The organism is Streptomyces sp. NPDC002640 (genome assembly GCF_053592575.1).
Window position 1 is genome coordinate 41,813 of sequence record NZ_JBSFVZ010000015.1, and the last position, 18,113, is coordinate 59,925.

The window sequence follows — 18,113 nt, forward strand, 5'->3', positions numbered from 1 at the left end:
CCGTCCGGCCCTTCGCGCGCGCCGGGGCGTATCCGGCGGGTCCGTTAAGGGAGTAGTTTTTCACCGGTAAGAAGACCGGGAGGAGATCACTGTGGCCGGCAGGGTTCACGGGACCGACGCGGACGCCGTGTCGCGCATCATCGAGGAGTGGCACCGCGAACGGCCGGACCTCGACCCGTCGCCGATCGAGGTGCTGGGGCGGCTGCACCGCTCCTTCCTGCTCTACCAGGCGCAGACCAACCGGCCGGTGGCCGCGGCGGGGCTGTCGCTGGCGGGCTTCGACGTGCTGGCCGCGCTGCGGCGCTCCGGTGAGCCGTACCGGCTCACCGCCGGGGAACTGGCGGCCACCAGCCTGGTCTCCTCCGCGGGCGTCACGCTCCGGCTGGACCGGCTGGAGGGCGAGGGGCTGATCGTCCGCGAGCGGGACACCAAGGACCGCCGTGTGGTGCACTGCCGGCTCACCCCGGCGGGCCTGCAGCTCATCGACCGCCTCTTCGCCGAGCACCTCGACAACGAGCGGCGCATGCTCGCGGCGCTCAAGCCCAAGGAGCGCACCCAGCTCGCCGCCCTCCTCCAGAAGCTGGAACGCTCCCTGGCCGACGCCCAGGACACCTGACCGGCACCCCACTCCCCACCCCCCACACCACACAACGCCGCGGGCCCCCGCAACCGCCGAGGGGCGGTTCCGGGGGCCGGGGGGCTCAGGACAAGTGCAGGCGGGGGGTCAGGCCGGGTTCAGAAGGGCTTCGGCCTGGCGGGTGGCCTCGGCGCGGTACAGGCGCCGGATCCGCACCACCCCCAGGTCGTGCTGGTACAGGTTCTCCCCCACGTCGCCGTCGGCCGGCATGCCCTCCAGCATCACCCGGTCCTGCTCCAGCACCTCGTGGTGGCGGGCCTCGAGGGTCGTCCGGTACAGGAAGCGCCAGGAGTCGCGCTCCCAGCCCTGGACGGCGCGGGTGCGCCAGTGGAAGACCGCGCACTCGGTGTCGGTGACCGGCACGACCATGCCGACGATGCCGAAGGCGCCGCCCGGCCCGGCGTAGGGCTGGTAGGGGATCTCCAGGTCGACCCAGTCGACGCCGGTGCGGCCGAACTCGACCCAGTCGAAGTTCACGCCGACCTGGTCGGTCTTCTCGAAGAAGAAGCCGCGGCCGGTCTCCCGGATGCGGAACCGGGCCGACTTGGCGCCGCCCGACATGGAGTGCGAGTGGCCGTGGAGGAAGGCGCCGTGCATCGGGTCGAGCACGTTGTCGACGTAGAAGCGCCACGGGGCGCCCCACTCCGCGTAGTTGAGGAAGTGCGCGGTCTGCGGGTCGGCGAGCCGGTCGGGCAGGACCAGCTCCGGCGGCTCGGGGTGCTGCTCGTCGCCCCAGTAGGCGAAGATCGCGCCGCAGTGCTCCTGGACCGGCAGCGAGCGCACGAGCTGCTTGCCCTCCAGGTTGCAGCCGGGCAGGCCGGGCACGGAGACCACGGTGCCGGAGCCGTCCACCTGCACGCCGTGGTAGAGGCAGGCCACCCGGTCGCCGAGGTGCTGGCCGAGCGAGAGCGGCGCGCTGCGGTGCGGGCAGCGGTCGGCGATCATGTGGAGCTCGCCGGACGGGCGGCGGAACAGCAGCCAGGGCTCGTTCCAGCGCGTCACCCGCCGCATCGAGCCGGCGGCCACGTGGTGGGACGGCAGGATCGGGTACCACTGGTTGCGCAGGCCGGTCGCGTGGATCCGCTCGGCCAGTTCCTCGACAGTCGCGGTCGGCATGGTCGGCATGGTCGTCACGCTCCCAGGCGCTTCATCTCGGCCTGGAACGACTCCTCGGTCCAGGGCTGTCCGTCCGGCGGGTACACGCTGCTGCGGTTGAGCCCCTCCACCACGTCGGCGAGGCCGTGGCCGTGGCGGGCGTAGACCTCTTCGAGGGCGCCTGCCAGTTTGAGCTCGTACTCGGTGGGCTCGTGGGTGCGGGTCTGGTGCACCACGACATAGCGGGTCGTCATGGGTAACTCCGGTGAACGGGGTGGAAGTCAGGAGGGGTCGGGCAGAGTCGCGCGGACTCAGATGTCCAGCACCAAGCGGGCGGAGGCGCAGCGGGAGACGCAGATCATCATCGAGCCGCCGGCGGCCTGCTCGTCGGAGCTGAGCAGCATGTCCCGGTGGTCGGGGGTGCCGTCGAGGACGCGGGTCTCGCAGGTGCCGCAGATGCCGTCGCGGCAGGAGGTCTCCACGGCGACGCCGGCCTTCTCCAGGGCGTCGACGATCGACTCGTCGGCGCCCACCGGGACGGTGACGCCGCTGCGGGCGCAGCTGACCTCGAAGGTGTTCTCGCCGCCCTCCGGCGCGGGCGCCTTCACCGCGGCGAAGCGCTCCAGGCGCAGCCGGTCGCGCAGGCCGCGTTCCTCGCAGGCGGCCTCGATGGCGGCCAGCAGCGGTTCGGGGCCGCAGCAGTAGACGAGGGTGTCCGGGCCGGCCTCGGCGAGGATGGCGGGCAGGTCGAGGTGGCCGTGCTCGTCCTGCGGGTGGAGGGTCACCGTGCCGCCGCGCGCGGCGAGTTCGGCGAGTTCGGCGCCGAAGGCCATGGAGGCCCGCGAACGCCCGCCGTGCCAGAGCTTCCACTCCCGGCCGCGGGCCGCGGCTTCGCGGACCTGGGCGAGGACCGGGGTGATGCCGATGCCGCCGGCCACGAACAGGTACGCGGGGGCGTCGTCCAGGGCGAAGTGGTTGCGCGGGCCCTTGACGGTGACCGTCTGCCCGGGGCGCAGCGCGGCGTGCACGTGGGACGAACCGCCGCGCGAGGACGGTTCCCTGAGCACGCCGATCCGGTAGCGGCCGGTGTCGGCGGGGTCGCCGCAGAGGCTGTACTGGCGGATCAGGCCGCCCAGGTGGACGTCGATGTGGGCGCCGGGGGTCCAGGCCGGGAGGGGCTTGCCCTCGGGGTGGACCAGGTCGACCGACAGCACGTCGTCGGCCTCCCAGGTCATCCGGTGCACCAGAAGGTCGATCCGTGTCTCCTGCGGGGTGGCGTTCACGGCCGTCCTCCTTCTACTGGTTCCGGCCGGGGATGGAGACCGGCGGGGTGAACGGGTTCTTCATCGGGCCGAGGGCGGTGAGGTCGACCTCGACCAGGGTGGGGCCGTCGCTGTCGACGGCCTCCTTGATCACCGGTCCGGCGTCGGCCTCGGAGGCGATCCGGGCGTACGGCAGCCCGGCGGCGCGGGCCAGCAGCCCGAAGTCGGGGGTGGCGAGGTCGACGCCGGAGCGGCGGTCGAAGTGCGCGTCCTGCATGTTGCGGAGCACGCCGTACCCGCCGTCGTTGAAGACGAGCAGGGTGAGGCGGGGCCTCTCCTGCGCCAGGGTGAGGAGTTCGCCGAGGTGGACGGCGAGGCCGCCGTCGCCGGCGATGACCACGGTGGGCCGCTCGGGGTGGGCGAGGGCGGCGCCGATGCCCATGCCGAGGCCCTGGCCGATGCCGCCGCCGCGCGGGAAGACGTTGTCGCGCGGGTCGTGGATCGGCAGCAGGCGGTTGCCCCAGCTGGACGACGGGATGGTGACGTCGCGGGCGATCACGGCGCGGCGCGGCAGGGCGGCGGTGAGCGCGTCGAGGATCGCGGCCTGCGGGCCGATGCCGTCGCGGAGCGCGGCGCGGGCACTCTCGCGGGCCTCGCGGACCCGTTCTCCCCAGCCGGGTTCGGTGTTCCGGTCCCGGACGGCGAGGCGTTCGGCGAGGGCGCCCAGCACCTGGGCGGCGTCGCCGTGCAGGGCGTGCGCGGCGGGGTAGGTCCGGCCGAGGGCGGCGGGGTCGATGTCGATCTGGACGTGCGCCTCGGGGATCCGGAGGCGGTAGTCGGAGGTCTCGTTGGAGCGGAAGTGGGTGCCGACGGTGAGGAGGACGTCCGCCTCGGCGAGCAGGGCGCGCCCGGTGGGGCCGGAGGCGAAGTTCCCGACGACCCGGGGGTCGTCCTCGGGAACGGCGCCGCGTCCGGAGTTGGAGGTGAGCAGGCCCGCCCCCAGGGTGTCCAGGATCGCGGAGAGCTCGGCCCCCGCACGGGCCGCCCCTCCTCCGGCCCACACCAGGGGACGACGCGCGTCGGCCAGCAGGGCCGCGGCGGCGTCGAGTCGGGCGGCGGACGGCACCGGGGCGGTGTGCGCTCCGGTGAGGGTGCCGTCCGGGTCCGCCGGGGTCTGGGGGGCGTACTGCAGGTCGATGGGCCACTCGACGCTGGCGGGGCCGCCGGGCGCGGCGAGCGCGGCGGCCGCGGCCTCGCGCAGGATCCGGCCGGCGTCGGCGGCGTCGGTGACGGTGGCGGCGTACGCCGAGACCGCGGTCAGCATGCCGAGTTGGTCCTTGGTCTCGTGGATGAAGCCGCGGCCCTGGCCGAGGTACTCGCTGTCGATCTGGCCGGTGACGTGGAGGACCGAGGCGCCGGCGGAGAGGGCCTCGATCAGCGAGCCGGCCGCGTTGCCCGCGCCGGTGCCGGTGGAGGTGAGGGCGCAGCCGAGGGTGCCGCGGGCCCGGCCGTAGGCGTCGGCGGCGTTGACGGCGCTCGCCTCGTGCCGCACGGGCACGAACCTGAGGTCGCGGTCGACGGCCTCGACCAGCGGCAGGTTGTGCACGCTGACGATGCCGAAGACGGTGTCGACGCCGAGCGCGCGGAGCGTGGCGACCAGCAGGTCGCCGCCGTTGGGGGTGGTCATGGTGGGCTCCTGGGAGGGTGCTCAGGCGGCGTGGCTGATGCCGCCGCAGACGTCGACGCTGATGCCGGTGATGTAGGAGGCGCGCGGGGAGAGCAGGCCGGTGACGGCGTAGGCGACCTCCTCGGCGCGGCCGAGGCGGCCGAGCGCGATGCCCCGGTCGGCGGCGAGGGAGGACTGCCACTCGTCGTACGTCCGGTCCGTCCCGGAGGCCGTGTACCGGCGTTCCCACTGGCCGGTGTCGATCAGGCCGAGGCAGACCGAGTTGACCCGGACGCCGTCGGGGGCGAGTTCCCGGGAGAGCGACTTGGAGAGGTTGAGGATGCCGGCGCGGGCGGCGCTGGTGGTGATCAGGCGCGGCGAGGGCTCCTTGGCCAGCACCGCGTTGATGTTGACCACGGCGGCCGCGTCGGAGCGGCGCAGCAGGGGCAGCGCCGCCTTGAGCGGGTTGAGGACGCCGTCGAACTTGAGCTCCAGCTCGTCGCGCCAGTCCTCGGTGGTGCACTCGGCGAACGGCTTCATCCGGGACTGCCCGGCGTTGTTGACGAGGCCGTCCAGTCCGCCGAAGCGTTCCCGCACGCCGTCGACCATGCGGGTGACGGCGTCGGCGTCGCGGACGTCGCAGACGGCGGTGTGGAGGCGTTCGTGGGCGCCGATCCGTTCCAGGGCCTCGGCCCGCCGGCCGCAGGTGGCGACCTGGGCGCCCTCGTCGAGCAGCATCCGGACGGTGGCGAGGCCGACGCCGGAGCTGCCGCCGGTGACCAGCACCGTGCGGCCGGTGAGTCCGAGATCCATCGTGCTGTCTCCTGGAGGGGGATCGGTGCGGAGGGGATCGGTGCGGAGGGGTCAGTGCATCGTGAAGCCGCCGTTGACGGCGACGGTCTGGCCGGTGAGGTAGCGGGACTCCTCGGAGAGCAGGAAGGCGATGGGTCCGGTGAGGTCGTCCGGCCGCTGGGGGCGGGAGACGGCCCGGTTGAGCCGGTACAGCTCGTGCCGTTCCACGGGGATCCGCTCGGTGGACTCGCTCTCGGTGAGCCCGGGGGCGACGGCGTTGACGGTGATCCCGTGGTCGCCGGTCTCGCGGGCCATCGCCCGGGTGAGGGCGATCAGCGCGCCCTTGGACGAGATGTAGTGCGCGAGCCGCGGCGAGCCGTACAGGGCGGCGTCCGAGGCGACGTTGACGATGCGGCCGGTGCCGTTGGCCAGCATCAGCGGGAGCAGCGCGCGGGCGACCAGCCAGGGGCCGCGGGCGTTGACCGTCATGATCCGGTCGAAGTCCTCGACCTCGATCTCGTGGAAGTACCGGCCGCCCACGGCGTCCGCCAGGCCCGCGTTGTTGACCAGGCCGTACAGCGTCCCGCCGGTCAGGTCCCGCACCTCGGCGGCCATCTGCGCCACCGACGCCGGGTCGGCGACGTCGCAGCGGACGAACTCGGCCTCCAGGCCGTCGGCCCGCAGTTCCGCGACTGCCTTCTCGCCCCGCTCGGCGAGGAGTTCGGCGACGACGACGCGGAATCCGTCCTCGCCGGCCCGGCGGGCCGTGGCCAGTCCGAGGCCACGGCCGGCGCCGGTGACGACGACGGTGCGCCGCTCAGTCACGGGTGACGCCGTACAGCGGGGAGTACTCCGGGTAGGTCGGCACCTGCGGCTTCTGCGTGCCGATGATCACGCAGAACAAGGCGTCGGTGTCGCCCTCGTTCTTCAGCGAGCGGGTCACGCCGGCCGGGACGACGATCATGTCGCGGTAGCCGAGGGTGCGGTACTCGACCTCGTCGGGGCCGCGGTGGATGCCGACGCGGACCTGGCCCTCCAGGACGAAGAAGGCCTCCTCGACGTCGTGGTGGGTGTGGGCGGGGCCCTCGGCGCCCGGGGGCAGCAGCATGTTGGAGAAGGTGAAGCCGCCGGACGGGAGGATCCGGGAGTCGTTCTCGTGGTTGCCGGTGGCGCCGGAGCCGACGTAGCGGATCTGCGCGCGCTTGTACTGCGGGCCGGCCTTCTCCTGGAAGGAGAGGGTGCCCCAGTCGGGCTCGCGGGAGTCCTTGGTCGCGATGAGCCGGTCGGTGTACTTGGCCAGGTCTCCGCCGTTGTCGTACTCGGTGGTGGTGAGAGGCATGACTGCTCCTGTCTCGGTGGGTGTGGGGTGGTGGTCAGTCGGACTCGGGGAGCCGGGCGGCGATCCTGAGGTGGGCCCGGACCCAGTCGTTGAAGGCGGCGGGCTGCTCCTGGTTGGCCAGGTGGCCGGCGTCGGACATGATCACGAAGACGCCGCGCCGCATCGCCCCGGCGATGACCTGGCTCTCCGCGATGCCGGTGATCCGGTCGTCCTCGCCGCACAGCACCAGGGCGGGGGCGGAGATCCGCTCCAGCTCCCCGGTGAGGTCGGTGGCGGCCATGGACTCGGCGGCGTGGGCGTAGCCGGGGAGGCGGATCGCGTCGGCCATGATGTCCACGGCCCTGCGGACCTGTTCGGGCGGGGCGCCGGGCGAGAGCAGGCGCGGGGCGCGCTGTTCGGCGAAGGCGCGCGGGCCGGCCTCGGCGAGCTGCGCGCCGCGCTCCCGCATGGCGGCGGCCTTCTCGGGGTCGGTGCCGGAGCCCCGGGTGGAGTCGGCGATCACCAGGCTGGCGACCAGGCCGGGGTGGCGCACGGCGAGCCGCATGGCGATCACGCCGCCCCAGGAGACGCCGACGACATGGGCGCTGCCGCCGCGCTCGGCGATCAGCCGGGCCGCGGTGTCCGCGTAGTCGTCGAGCGTGAGCGGGCCGTCGGGGTCGGGTGACCTGCCGTAGCCGGGGGCGTCCCAGGCGACCACCCGGGCGACCGGGGCGAGGCCGTCGAGCTGGGCGGCGAAGGAGGCGGAGGAGGAGCCGATGCCGTGCAGGCAGAGCACCAGCGGTCCGGCCTCACCGGCCTCCTCGACGTGCACCGGCGTCCGCGCCGCCGTCGCGGTCGTCGCCGTCGTGGCCGCCACCGTCGCCGCCGCGGTCCCGGTAGGAGCCGGGGCCGGGTCCGGAGCTGGGATCGGGGCCGGGGTCGAGGTCGCCGGGGCGGGGTTCGAAGCCGGGGCCGGGGCCGGAGCTGGGATCGGGGTCGAGGTCGAGGTCGCCGGGGCCGGGTTCGGAGCCGGGGCCGGGGCGGGGGTCGCCGGGGCGGGGTTCGAGGCCGGGGCCGGGGCGGGGTTCGGGGCCGGGGTCACAGGATCTGTCCCTTCCGTCCGGTGAGGGCGCCGATGCCGCGCAGGACCGCGTGCGGGACGACCCGGCTGGTGGCCGGGTTGCCCGGGTCGGGCGCGTGGTTGACCTCGAAGCGGTAGTGGCCGTGCGGCCCGGCGGCCTCGACGACGTGGCGGGTGAGGACGGCGGCCGGGTCGGCGATCACCCGCACCTCGACCTTGTCCGGGTCGCCCACCGCGAGGGCCACCGAGGCGGCCACGTTGGTGGAGCGCGGGAACCGGGCCGGGACCTCGCGGGCGGTGGCGCACATGACCTCCACCGGCCCGTCGGCGCCGCGCATCCGGCCCAGCAACTCCTCGTCCATCCACGGCTGTTCGAGGGTGGCCGGCAGCTTGGTGGTGGTGAGCCGGACCTCGGTCAGCTCGCCGAGGCCGCGCACCGCCTGGAGCAGGTCCAGGCCGCCGACGGCGCCGCCGGTGAAGTAGACCCGGCCGGGACCGGCCGCGTGGAGTTCCGCGGCGAGCGCGTCGTCGGTGAGGGCGCCGGTGGAGGCCACCAGCAGGTCGGTGCCGGAGGCGAGGATGCGCGCGCCCCACTCGCGGACGAACCCCTGTCCGGCCGCCTCGACGATCAGGTCGCAGACCTCCAGCGCCTCGGTGATCGGGCACTGGGGGGCGGCGGCCTCGGGCCGGGGCCGGTTGTCGATCACGCGGGTGAGCTCGGCGCCCGGCACCTCGCCCGCGGCCAGGGCGGTGCCGACCACCCGGCCGATGGCGCCCCAGCCGACCACGCCGATCCGCAGCACGGTCGGCCGCGCGGCGCTCACGCGGTCACCCCGGAGGTCTCGTCCGCGGCCGGGGCCACGACGGCGTCGACGGGCGGGGCGAGCGGCCCGGGGTCGGGCGTGCCCGCCATGTGGCAGCGGATCTCCTTGCTCGGCGGGCCCGCGGTGCCCCAGGTGTCGGACAGCTCGGGCACCCGGCGCCACACCCTGGCGATCCAGCGGTCCTCGACGATCTGCGCGACCTCGGAGGTGTACTCGCAGACCAGCCCGGCCGGGTCGGTGAAGTAGGAGAAGGTGTTGTCGCCGGGCCCGTGGCGGCCCGGACCCCACTTGGGCGTGATGCCGTGGTGCCGCAGCCGGCCGAGGCCGCGCATGAAGTGGTCGACGGAGTCCATCTCGTAGGCGACGTGGTTGAGCGAGGTCCAGTCGGCCTGGTTGAAGGCGATGCAGTGGTGGTCGGCGTTGACCCGCAGGAACGCCATCTGGTGCTCGGACCAGTCGGAGACCCGCATGCCGAGCACGTCGCAGTAGAAGGCGACGGCGGCGTCGATGTCGGTGGTGTTGAGCACGGTGTGGGTGACGCCGACCGGCACCGCCGCCTGCCGGCCGCGCTCCGGGACCGCCTCGACCAGGGCGCTGATCTCGATCAGCCGCCCCTCCGGGTCGGTGAACCGCACGCCGTACCCGCCGCCGGCCTGCTCCAGCGGGCCGGGGCCGGACACCGGCACGATGGAACGGGCCAGCAGCCGCCGGGCCGCCTCGTCGACCTCCGCCGGGGAGCCCACGGCGAACGCGATCCGGCCGAGGCCGACCCGGTCGGCGCGGCTCAGCCGCAGCACGTGGTGCTCCTCGCCGGTACCGCGCAGCCAGGCGGCGTCGGTGTCGGCGTCGACGGTCTCCAGCCCCCAGACCTCGGAGTAGAAGTCGGCGGACTCGGTGAGCGTCGGGACGAGGAGCTCCACGGCGCGCAGCTTGCGCAGCCGCGCGACGGGGGGCCGCTGGAGGGCCGTCTCGGACATGCCGTCTCTCCTGGATCTGATCGTCTGATCGTTGGATCGTCGAACGGGGCGGTACGGGTGCGGGGGCGGCCGGTCAGGAGGCCCAGGGCAGCGGAGCGGGGTCGGTGCCGAAGTACAGCGACTTCTCCCGCTGGTAGCCGCGCAGCCAGTCGCGGCCCTTCTCGCTGCCGAGCCCGCTCTCCTTCCACCCGGTGAAGGGGGTGCTGGAGCTGAACTGCTTGTAGGTGTTGATCCAGACCGTGCCGGCCTCGATCCGGCGGGCGATCCGCCAGGCGCGGGCCAGGTCGCGGGTCCAGATGCCGCAGGCCAGGCCGTAGACGGTGGAGTTGGCCTGGCGGACCAGGTCCTCCTCGTCGTCGAACGGCAGGCAGACCAGCACCGGGCCGAAGATCTCCTCCTGGCAGGTCCGGGCGTCGGCGGGCAGGCCGTCGAGGACGGTGGGCAGGTAGTACGCCCCCCGGGCGTACCGCTCGCCCTCCGGCACGGCTCCCCCGCACAGCACCCGGGCGCCCTCCTCGCGGGCGAGGTCGACGTAGGCGGCGACCTGGTCGCGGTGCCGGCGGTGCACCATCGGCGCGACCTGGGTGTCCGGGTCGGTGCCGGGCCCGACGCGCAACTTCCGCGTCCGCTCGACCAGTTCGCCCACGAACTCGTCGTAGACCGCCCGCGCCACGAAGAGCCGCGAACCGGCGATGCAGGACTGCCCGCTGGAGGAGAAGATCCCGAACATCACGCCCGCGAGTGCCTGTTCGACGTCGGCGTCCTCCAGGACGACGGTGGGCGACTTGCCGCCGAGTTCCAGCGAGACGGGGATCAGCTTCTCCGCCGCGGCGTGCGCCACGCCCCGGCCGGTGGCGGTGCCGCCGGTGAAGGTGACCTTGCCGACCAGCGGGTGTCTGACGATCGCGTCGCCGACCACGCTGCCCCGGCCCGGCAGCACGGAGACCAGCCCTTCCGGCAGTCCGCTGTCGGTGATCAGCCGGCCGAGGGCCAGCGAGGTCAGCGGCGTCCAGTCGGCGGGCTTCAGCAGCACGCCGTTGCCGGCCGCGAGGGCGGGGGCGATCTTCTGCGCGTCGGAGGCGATCGGCGAGTTCCACGGGGCGATCGCGCCGACCACGCCGATCGGCTCGTGCGTGGTGACGGTGACGTAGGCGCCGCGCGAGGGGGTGACGGCGTCCTCCGCGGTCTCCAGCAGCGCGGCGGCGTACCGGAAGGTGCCGGCGGCGCTGGCCGCCAGGGCGCGGGTCTCGGCGCGGGTCTTGCCGGTGTCGGCGGTCTGGATCGCCGACAGGCGGTCCGCGTCCGCGTCGATCAGCTCGGCGATCCGGTGCAGGAAGCGGGCCCTCAGGTGCGGGGCGAGGTCGCGCCAGGCGGGGTCCGCCGCGGCCCGGGCGGCGCCCCGGGCCGCGGCGTCCACGTCTTCGGGGGAGGCGGCGTGCAGCGTGGTGAGCACCCGGCCGGTCGCCGGGTCGACGACCTCGGTGGCCGCGCCCGCCCCGGTGCGCCAGCGCCCGGCGATCAGCGCCTCGTCCGGCGGCAGAACCAGCTCGGTCATGGCGTCTCCTCCTGGGCGTCCTGGCACTGGGCCACGGGCGATCAGGTGGTCCTTCACCCCCTGATCACTTGGTACTGAAAAGCTAACCCCTTAAATATCTCGGCGCAAGGGTGCCCGTCGAAATCGGCCCACGGCGACGGCCGCCGCCGGGCGGACCCGGGCGGCGGCCGTGGAGGAGCCGTGGAAGGAGCGGGGACGGAACGGGGATGGAGCGGGAACGGAGCGGGGACTGTCAGACGCGGCCGAAGAACAGGCTGCCCGGCGCCTCCGGGTCGTTGGACAGGTAGTGCTCGCGCACGGCGCGGATGAACTCGTGACGGGAGACGGCCCCGTCCCCGTCGGTGTCCAGCCTGTCGAAGGCGTCCAGCGCTTCCGGCGCCTCGCTCCGCCAGACGTCCCGCAGGAAGCGGACGAACTCGTCCTTGCCGATCTCGTTGTCCCCGTCGACGTCGATGACGTCGAAGATCGCGTGGCCGCCACCCTCGGTGACGTTGAGCCGGCTGGTGTCGACCACGGCCAGCCGGTTGGCGGTGACGAACTGGTCCTTGGTGAGCCGGTCGCCGTCCACGCCGGAGTGCCGCAGCAGCTCCAGCCAGTAGATCTGGCAGAAGGTCTGGATGGCCCGGGCGCGGCGGTCGTTCTTGTCGAGGCGGTAGGCCTGGATGTAGCGGTCCCCGAGCTTCTGGTAGTCCGTCCAGTCCAGGTAGCCGTCCTGGTTGTCGTCCATGGCGTCGAAGCTGCGCTCCAGCTTGGTGGTGATGACGTCCTGCGCGACGGTGGTCATGGGGCGGTCCCTTTCGTGATCTTGTCCTGCCGCTCCCCAGCATGGGACGGATCACCGCCGAACGGGGCGAACGCGGCCCAAGTGCACTCGATCCGGTGATCATGGGCCGGGGCGGGAACCCGGCCGCACGCGAAGGGGCCCCACCGCGCGCGTGCGCGGTGGGGCCCCTTTCCGCACCGGTCAGGCGGCGTCGAACGCCCCGGCCTTGACCCCCGCCACGAAGCAGGCGAACGAGGCGGCCGGCACGGCCACGACCGGGCCGGCGGGATTCTTCGAGTCACGGACGGGGACGACGCCGCGCGAGGCGGCGAGGTTCGCCGCGACCTCGACGCACTGGCCGCCGTTGTCACTGTAGGAGGACGTGACCCAACGCGGGGATTCGGTCGTCACAGGGTGCCCTTTCGTAGCTGGCTGACCAGGGCGACGGAGTCCGCCTGGGACAGCGCTTCGGCCTGAAGCTGATGGTAGGCCGTCAGCACGGGCAGTACCGAGCGGCTTTCCCGCTCCAGATGGCCCCGCTGGGCGGACTCGGCGTAGGACATCAGCGTCCGGTCCGCGAGCGTGAGGATGGTGACCGGCAAATTGAACGGCCGCCGGTGCCCCATCGTGAACTCGGCGACCTGCAGCACCGTGTTGGGCAGCTCGGCGAAGTGGAGCAGGTGGTCGAACTGCGCCGCCATGACCTCCGGGCCGCCGATCGGCCGCCGCAGGCAGCTCTCGTCCAGCACCACGAACACCAGCGGCCGGTGGCGCCGCTGCAGGGCCGCCTGGCGCTCCGCGACCAGGGCGATCCGCTCGTCCGCCTGCTCCGGGCCGATGGCGCCGCGCGCGACCGCGCTCTCCGCCAGCACCGTCGCGTACTCCCGGGTCTGCAACAGCCCCGGGATCACGCCCACTTCGTACAGCCGGATCTCCACCGCCCGGCTCTCGTAGGCCAGGAACTCGGGGAAGCCCTCCAGCAGGCTGCCGTGCCGCAGCTCCCGCGAGAGCCGCTCGAACGACTCGGCCCCGTCAGCGGTGCCGAAGGCCCGGTCGGCACTGCGCGAAAAGCGCAAGGTTGGAAATTTGCGACCGGTTTCCACGGAGGAGATGTGCGTGCTGGAGTACTCCATCCGCTCCGCCAGGTCTTCCTGCTTCCATCCGCGCGCTTCCCGCACGGCCCGCAGACGTGCGCCGAAGGCCGCGGCGGGCGAGCTCTCGGGGTTCAGCTCCTTGACGTTCACGGGCGCGCACCAATCTTCCGTCCACTTTCGCAAAGTTGAGGGAAGGCCGACTCTAGGACACGCTGGGCCGCCCTGGTAGTCGCTCCGTTACCCAGAGGAGTCGCCGTGGTCGCCGACCGCATGCCCTCGTACCTGCGGGAACGTCCCGACGAGGCCGGTCCGCCCGTCGTCCCGGCCGTCCGGCGAATCAGCCGCACGAGTGAGTCCGCGCATCGCCCCGTCGATCTGATCCTCCCCCGCGAGACCGCCTCCGTGCGCCTCGCCCGCCGGTTCGCCGTGGACCGCGTCCGCGAGGAGGTGCCGGACCCCTCGCCCGAACTCCTGGACGCGGTGGGGCTGGTGACCTCCGAGCTGGCGACCAACGCGGTGAAGTACGGCGCGCGCGACGACGACCTGATCGGCGTGACCGTCCTCGTGACCGCGGACCACGTGCGGGTCGAGGTCCACGACCCGAGCCGCCGCCGGCCCTGGCTCCGCGGCGCCGCGGACCGGCAGCGGCGCAACCACGGCAACGGCCTGCACATCGTCGCCGCCCTCTCGGACGGCCGCTGGGGGGTCGGCCCGAGGCCGCTGGGCAAGTTCGTCTGGGCGGAGATCCCGCACACCCCGTGAGGCCACGCCCCTTGGGCGGTCGGCACGGCGATCGCCTGGGCCGCCGCCGGCCGGGGCCCCGGTGGAGGGCCTCGGCCGGCGTCTCCTCGTCCTCCGGGAGGCGCGACGTCTCAGGCGGTGACGAGCCCGAAGGACTCGGAGGCACCGATGGTGGTGCCGGCGGCGGTGAGCGGGCTGCCGCCGCCGCTGCCGGCCGTGACGTACCGGTTGTTGACCTGGGCGCGCAGGCTGACGCTGCCGTCGGAGTTGTTCACGCGCTGGAACGTCTCCCAGGGCCCGACGGAGGTGCGGTTGGCGATGAGTGAGCCGCTGCCGGCGTTCTCCGCGCAGACGTACCGGCCGTTGACGCGGGCGCGCAGGGCGACGGCGCCCCCGCCGAGGTCGACCAGGTCGAACCGCTCCCAGTCGCCCAGGGCGGCCCGGTTGGCGACGAGCGGGTTGGCGCCGGCGTTCTCCGCGCACACGTACTGGCTGTTGGCCCGGCAGCGGAGGCCGACCACCGGACCGGCGGGGGCCGACGGGGTGAGGGCCGCTTCCCAGCTGGTGGTGGAGGTGCCCGACGTGGCGTCGGAGGCCAGGCGGTCGCGGGCGGCGGTGTCGGCGTAGAGACTCCAGCGCATCCAGTCCACGTAGGTGGCGACGGTCTGGGTGTGGTTGTAGCCGCTCCAGATGTACTCGTCGTGCGCCGCGCCGCGGTGGGTGAGGAACGCCTTGGGCGCGGGCAGTTCCGCGTACGCCTGGCGGGCGGAGGAGTACTGGGTGAGGGTGTCCTGGTCGCCGTGGACGAAGAGGACCTTCGCGGCGACGGTGCTGCTGGGGTTGCCCATGTCGACGCAGGCGAAGGGGACGGCGGCGGCGATCCGGCTGTCGGGCCAGGCGGTCAGCAGCCCGTGGGTGGTCATGCCGCCCAGTGAGTGGCCGGCGACGCCGACGCCGGCGCCGGTGTCGAGGTGACCGGCGAGCGGGTCGCCGGCGGTGGTGTGGAGGGCGAGGGTGTTGGTGATGACCTGCGAGACGTCCAGGGACTGGTTGCCGTTGTAGACGTCCTGGACGTTGCCCGCGGTGCCGCTCGAGGTGGTGGGGAAGACGGGCGCGGGGACGACGAATCCGGCCTCGGCCAGCGGACGGATCAGCGGCGCGTAGCTCTCCGGGTTGCCGCCGAGGCCGTGGCTGAACTCGCAGACCGGGAAGACGCCGTCGGCGACGGGAGCGTTGACGACCGGAGCACCGCCGGGCGTGCCGGTGGCGGGGTAGAAGATCCGGGTGGTCAGCCGGCGGCTTCCGCGTGCCCAGGAGTACTCCCGCACGCCGATGGCGAAGCGCTGGGTCGGCGCGGCGGCGGCCGCCGCCGGGGCGGAGGTGGCGGCCGAGGCCGCGGTGGCGCCGTGCAGGTGGGCGGCGGCCACGGCTCCGGCCGCGGCGCCCAGGCCCAGGAATGTGCGTCGGTTCACGGCCATGTGCGCGTGCTCCTTGTCGGACGTGGGGGGAAGGGGGAGGTCCGGGGCCGGAGGTCCTGTGGGTGCGGGCCGGTCGGCGGAGGGCCCGGTGGGTGGGGGCCACGTGGGGGGACTGCTCCGGGGTCGGGCGCGGTCCGGGCGTCGCGGTGCCGGTGCGGCTTCCGGCCGGCCGCCGGGACCGGGCGGCCGGCCACCGGCGTTCAGGTTCACGTCGGCGTTCGGCGACTGAAAGGACCGTAAATTCGGGGTGACGGAGTGTCAATCGTGGAATTCGGCAACTCGGGACCGCCCTTTCCCCGGCTGTGAGCGGTCAGGTGACGGGGGTTCTCTTCAGGTGAGCGGAAGGTGCGGCGAAATTCCGACGAAAGGCGATACCGCCGTGGCGCCTAGCCGGGCATGCGCCGCTTTTGCCCGGGTCACCGAGGGCGTCGCAGCTCCGAAAGTCAACGAAATCGAGCGTGCCGCCCGTTGTGCCGCCCGCTGTCCGAAACTCGCGTCGCACAGGACCGCACCGCCGGACTTTCCGTGGCCCCGCACCGGCGTGACGGCGCGGGAGGGGACGAGGCCGAGTGCGTGGAGTTCGCGGGCCGGCAGTCGTGCGGAGCGCCGTTGCGGGAAGAAGCCCCGGGTGACGAACTCATCCATGCAGATCAAGGCCGTGATCGTGGACGCCGCCGACCCGGAGCGGCTCGCCGGGTTCTGGGCGGAGGTGCTCGGCCGGCCGGTGGCGGGGCGGACGGGCCCCTACGTCTGGCTGGGCCGCCAGGACGATCTCGTCGTCGGCTTCCAGCGGGCGGCCGCGCCCCGGCAGCCGGGCAAGAACCGGGTTCACGTCGACATCGCGGCCTCGGATCCCGCCGCCGAGCAGCGGCGCATCGAAGGGCTCGGCGGGCGTCGGCTGCATGAGTACGACGACGGCGGGTTCCTCGTGATGGCGGACCCCGAGGGCAACGAGTTCTGCGTCATCCCCGACGGTCCCGACGGCTCCGTCGGCCTCGACGACGAGGGACGCGCGCACTACCTGGACCGGCACGCGGACTGACGGCCCTCCCGCCACGGAGGCCGGGGGCCTCGGCCGCGGCACGAGCGGACGCTCCCCGGACCGGAGCGGCAGCCGGCCCCGCCGGGCACCGCGCCCCGGCGCACGGCTCCGCGGGACACGGACGGGCCCCGGTCCCGCCCCGCGAAGGGGCGGGCCGGGGCCCGGTGCGTGCGTTCGGAGGCGGAGGCGGTGCTCAGCAGCCGATCAGGCGCGCGGCGAGGTAGCCCTCGATCTGGTCGAGGGAGACCCGCTCCTGCTTCATGGTGTCGCGCTCGCGCACGGTCACCGCGTTGTCGTCGAGGGTGTCGAAGTCGACGGTGACGCAGAACGGCGTGCCGATCTCGTCCTGGCGGCGGTAGCGGCGGCCGATGGCGCCCGCGTCGTCGAACTCGATGTTCCAGTGCTGGCGCAGCGCCTGGGCGAGGCCCTTCGCCTTCGGCGAGAGCTCGGCGTTGCGGGAGAGCGGCAGCACGGCGGCCTTCACCGGGGCGATGCGGTGGTCGAGGCGCAGCACCGTGCGCTTCTCCATCTTGCCCTTGGCGTTGGGCGCCTCGTCCTCGACGTAGGCGTCGAGGAGGAAGGCCAGCAGCGTGCGGCCGACACCGGCCGCGGGCTCGATGACGTACGGCGTGTAGCGCTCGTTGGCCTCCTGGTCGTAGTACTCCAGGGCCTGGCCGGACGCCTTCGAGTGCGCGGTGAGGTCGTAGTCGGTGCGGTTGGCGACGCCCTCGAGCTCGCCCCACTCGCTGCCGCCGAACTGGAAGCGGTACTCGATGTCGGCGGTGCGCTTGGAGTAGTGGGAGAGCTTCTCCTGCGGGTGCTCGTACCAGCGCATGTTCTCCTCACGGAGACCCAGGCCGGTGTACCAGTTCCAGCGCTGCTCCATCCAGTACTCCTGCCACTTCTCGTCCTCGCCCGGCTTGACGAAGAACTCCATCTCCATCTGCTCGAACTCGCGGGTCCGGAAGATGAAGTTGCCGGGCGTGATCTCGTTGCGGAAGGACTTGCCCATCTGGGCGATGCCGAACGGCGGCTTGCGGCGCGCGGAGGTCTGCACCTGGGCGTAGTTGGTGAAGATGCCCTGGGCGGTCTCGGGACGCAGGTAGGCGACGGAGCCGCTGTCCTGGGTCGGGCCGAGGTGGGTGGAGAGCATGCCGGAGAACTGCTTGGGCTCGGTGAACTGGCCCTTCACGCCGCAGTTGGGGCAGTTGATGTCGGCCAGGCCGTTCTCGGGGGCGCGGCCCTTCTTCTCCTCGAAGGCCTCCTCCAGGTGGTCCGCGCGGAACCGCTTGTGGCAGGAGGTGCACTCGGTGAGGGGGTCCGAGAAGGTGGCGACGTGGCCGGAGGCGACCCAGACCTCGGGGGCGAGGATCACGGAGGAGTCGATACCGACGACGTCCTCGCGGGAGGTCACCATGTAGCGCCACCACTGGCGCTTGATGTTCTCCTTGAGCTCGACACCCAGGTGCCCGTAGTCCCAGGCGGCGCGCTGGCCGCCGTAGATCTCACTGCAGGGGAATACGAAGCCACGGCGCTTGCTCAGGCTGACGATGGTGTCGATCTTGTCGGCGGCCACGGTGCTCTCTTCATTACGACGACGGGCGGCGAAGGACCCGGCCGGCGGCTGCCGCACCGGCCCCTCGGAGCTTTGCTTCACAGCGAATGCCTCAGGTTACCGGCGGGGACTGCCCCCCGATCAAATCGGTTCCGCCCCGGGGACGCGCACGGGCGAGCGACTCACCCCATCCGGCCCCTTCGTGTGGCTTTGACCACCGTTGTTGACAACGG

General features: G+C 73.3%; 19 protein-coding genes. 3 read left to right on the plus strand and 16 right to left on the minus strand.

The window, feature by feature from the left end:
* Positions 1–91: 91 nt before the first annotated feature.
* On the plus strand, positions 92–616 hold the full coding sequence (locus ACWD3O_RS20215) for a MarR family winged helix-turn-helix transcriptional regulator (RefSeq protein ID WP_451409851.1): 525 nt from the start codon (positions 92–94) through the stop codon (positions 614–616).
* Positions 617–724: 108 nt separating this feature from the next.
* Here the strand turns inward: ACWD3O_RS20215 and ACWD3O_RS20220 are convergent, their stop codons facing one another.
* The 14 genes from ACWD3O_RS20220 to ACWD3O_RS20285 form a co-directional block, all read right to left on the minus strand.
* Positions 725–1,762, minus strand: a complete 1,038-nt coding sequence (locus ACWD3O_RS20220) for a Rieske 2Fe-2S domain-containing protein (protein ID WP_451409850.1) — start codon at positions 1,760–1,762, stop codon at positions 725–727.
* A gap of 5 nt (positions 1,763–1,767) precedes the next feature.
* Positions 1,768–1,986, minus strand: a complete 219-nt coding sequence (locus tag ACWD3O_RS20225; protein ID WP_451409849.1) for a recombinase-like helix-turn-helix domain-containing protein — start codon at positions 1,984–1,986, stop codon at positions 1,768–1,770.
* Positions 1,987–2,043: 57 nt separating this feature from the next.
* Positions 2,044–2,967, minus strand: a complete 924-nt coding sequence (locus ACWD3O_RS20230; protein ID WP_451410030.1) for a PDR/VanB family oxidoreductase — start codon at positions 2,965–2,967, stop codon at positions 2,044–2,046.
* A 61-nt stretch (positions 2,968–3,028) separates the two neighbouring features.
* Positions 3,029–4,681 carry a thiamine pyrophosphate-binding protein gene (locus ACWD3O_RS20235; protein ID WP_451416823.1) on the minus strand — a complete coding sequence of 551 codons (1,653 nt, stop codon included), beginning with the start codon at positions 4,679–4,681 and terminating at the stop codon, positions 3,029–3,031.
* 21 nt (positions 4,682–4,702) lie between these two features.
* The gene (locus ACWD3O_RS20240; RefSeq protein ID WP_356131409.1) at positions 4,703–5,473 is read right to left on the minus strand and encodes an SDR family oxidoreductase; all 771 of its coding nucleotides are present in this window, start codon (positions 5,471–5,473) and stop codon (positions 4,703–4,705) included.
* 51 nt (positions 5,474–5,524) lie between these two features.
* Positions 5,525–6,277 (minus strand): SDR family oxidoreductase, encoded by a 753-nt coding sequence (locus ACWD3O_RS20245; protein WP_451416824.1) that lies wholly within the window; start codon positions 6,275–6,277, stop codon positions 5,525–5,527.
* On the minus strand, positions 6,270–6,791 hold the full coding sequence (locus ACWD3O_RS20250; RefSeq protein ID WP_451416825.1) for a cupin domain-containing protein: 522 nt from the start codon (positions 6,789–6,791) through the stop codon (positions 6,270–6,272). Before ACWD3O_RS20250 ends, ACWD3O_RS20245 begins: the two co-directional genes overlap by 8 nt.
* 34 nt (positions 6,792–6,825) lie before the next feature.
* Positions 6,826–7,647 (minus strand): alpha/beta fold hydrolase, encoded by an 822-nt coding sequence (locus ACWD3O_RS20255; RefSeq protein ID WP_451416826.1) that lies wholly within the window; start codon positions 7,645–7,647, stop codon positions 6,826–6,828.
* Positions 7,648–7,868: 221 nt separating this feature from the next.
* Positions 7,869–8,675, minus strand: coding sequence for an aspartate dehydrogenase domain-containing protein (locus ACWD3O_RS20260; RefSeq protein WP_451409844.1), 807 nt, complete (start codon positions 8,673–8,675; stop codon positions 7,869–7,871).
* Positions 8,672–9,652 carry a VOC family protein gene (locus tag ACWD3O_RS20265; protein WP_451416827.1) on the minus strand — a complete coding sequence of 327 codons (981 nt, stop codon included), beginning with the start codon at positions 9,650–9,652 and terminating at the stop codon, positions 8,672–8,674. Before ACWD3O_RS20265 ends, ACWD3O_RS20260 begins: the two co-directional genes overlap by 4 nt.
* 73 nt (positions 9,653–9,725) lie before the next feature.
* Positions 9,726–11,207: an aldehyde dehydrogenase gene (locus tag ACWD3O_RS20270; protein WP_451416828.1), complete on the minus strand. Its 1,482-nt coding sequence runs from the start codon at positions 11,205–11,207 to the stop codon at positions 9,726–9,728.
* Positions 11,208–11,439: 232 nt separating this feature from the next.
* A complete protein-coding gene (locus ACWD3O_RS20275) occupies positions 11,440–11,991 on the minus strand; it encodes an EF-hand domain-containing protein (RefSeq protein WP_451409841.1) in 552 nt (183 codons plus the stop codon).
* Positions 11,992–12,171: 180 nt separating this feature from the next.
* Complete coding sequence (locus ACWD3O_RS20280; RefSeq protein ID WP_451416829.1) at positions 12,172–12,381, minus strand: DUF397 domain-containing protein; 210 nt, start codon at positions 12,379–12,381, stop codon at positions 12,172–12,174.
* Positions 12,378–13,214, minus strand: a complete 837-nt coding sequence (locus ACWD3O_RS20285) for a helix-turn-helix domain-containing protein (protein ID WP_451416830.1) — start codon at positions 13,212–13,214, stop codon at positions 12,378–12,380. Before ACWD3O_RS20285 ends, ACWD3O_RS20280 begins: the two co-directional genes overlap by 4 nt.
* A 105-nt stretch (positions 13,215–13,319) precedes the next feature.
* Here ACWD3O_RS20285 and ACWD3O_RS20290 point away from each other — a divergent pair, with 105 nt between their 5' ends.
* Positions 13,320–13,826 (plus strand): ATP-binding protein, encoded by a 507-nt coding sequence (locus ACWD3O_RS20290; RefSeq protein WP_451409838.1) that lies wholly within the window; start codon positions 13,320–13,322, stop codon positions 13,824–13,826.
* A 110-nt stretch (positions 13,827–13,936) separates the two neighbouring features.
* On the opposite strand, the gene ACWD3O_RS20295 is transcribed toward ACWD3O_RS20290, so the two are convergent.
* On the minus strand, positions 13,937–15,283 hold the full coding sequence (locus ACWD3O_RS20295) for an RICIN domain-containing protein (RefSeq protein ID WP_451416831.1): 1,347 nt from the start codon (positions 15,281–15,283) through the stop codon (positions 13,937–13,939).
* Positions 15,284–15,911: 628 nt separating this feature from the next.
* Between ACWD3O_RS20295 and ACWD3O_RS20300 the strand changes: the two genes are divergently transcribed.
* Positions 15,912–16,325, plus strand: a complete 414-nt coding sequence (locus ACWD3O_RS20300) for a VOC family protein (protein ID WP_451416832.1) — start codon at positions 15,912–15,914, stop codon at positions 16,323–16,325.
* 193 nt (positions 16,326–16,518) lie between these two features.
* Here the strand turns inward: ACWD3O_RS20300 and ACWD3O_RS20305 are convergent, their stop codons facing one another.
* A complete protein-coding gene (locus ACWD3O_RS20305; RefSeq protein WP_451409835.1) occupies positions 16,519–17,901 on the minus strand; it encodes a glycine--tRNA ligase in 1,383 nt (460 codons plus the stop codon).
* Positions 17,902–18,113: the final 212 nt, after the last annotated feature.

Excerpts from the sequence above, each read along its gene's own strand:
- ACWD3O_RS20270 (WP_451416828.1), bottom strand. The coding sequence starts at position 11,207 with ATGACCGAGCTGGTTCTGCCGCCGGACGAGGCGCTGATCGCCGGGCGC.
- ACWD3O_RS20250 (WP_451416825.1), bottom strand. The coding sequence starts at position 6,791 with ATGCCTCTCACCACCACCGAGTACGACAACGGCGGAGACCTGGCCAAG.
- ACWD3O_RS20235 (WP_451416823.1), bottom strand. The coding sequence starts at position 4,681 with ATGACCACCCCCAACGGCGGCGACCTGCTGGTCGCCACGCTCCGCGCG.
- ACWD3O_RS20225 (WP_451409849.1), bottom strand. The coding sequence starts at position 1,986 with ATGACGACCCGCTATGTCGTGGTGCACCAGACCCGCACCCACGAGCCC.
- ACWD3O_RS20220 (WP_451409850.1), bottom strand. The coding sequence starts at position 1,762 with ATGCCGACCATGCCGACCGCGACTGTCGAGGAACTGGCCGAGCGGATC.
- ACWD3O_RS20240 (WP_356131409.1), bottom strand. The coding sequence starts at position 5,473 with ATGGATCTCGGACTCACCGGCCGCACGGTGCTGGTCACCGGCGGCAGC.
- ACWD3O_RS20295 (WP_451416831.1), bottom strand. The coding sequence starts at position 15,283 with ATGGCCGTGAACCGACGCACATTCCTGGGCCTGGGCGCCGCGGCCGGA.
- ACWD3O_RS20265 (WP_451416827.1), bottom strand. The coding sequence starts at position 9,652 with ATGTCCGAGACGGCCCTCCAGCGGCCCCCCGTCGCGCGGCTGCGCAAG.
- ACWD3O_RS20275 (WP_451409841.1), bottom strand. The coding sequence starts at position 11,991 with ATGACCACCGTCGCGCAGGACGTCATCACCACCAAGCTGGAGCGCAGC.
- ACWD3O_RS20230 (WP_451410030.1), bottom strand. The coding sequence starts at position 2,967 with ATGACCTGGGAGGCCGACGACGTGCTGTCGGTCGACCTGGTCCACCCC.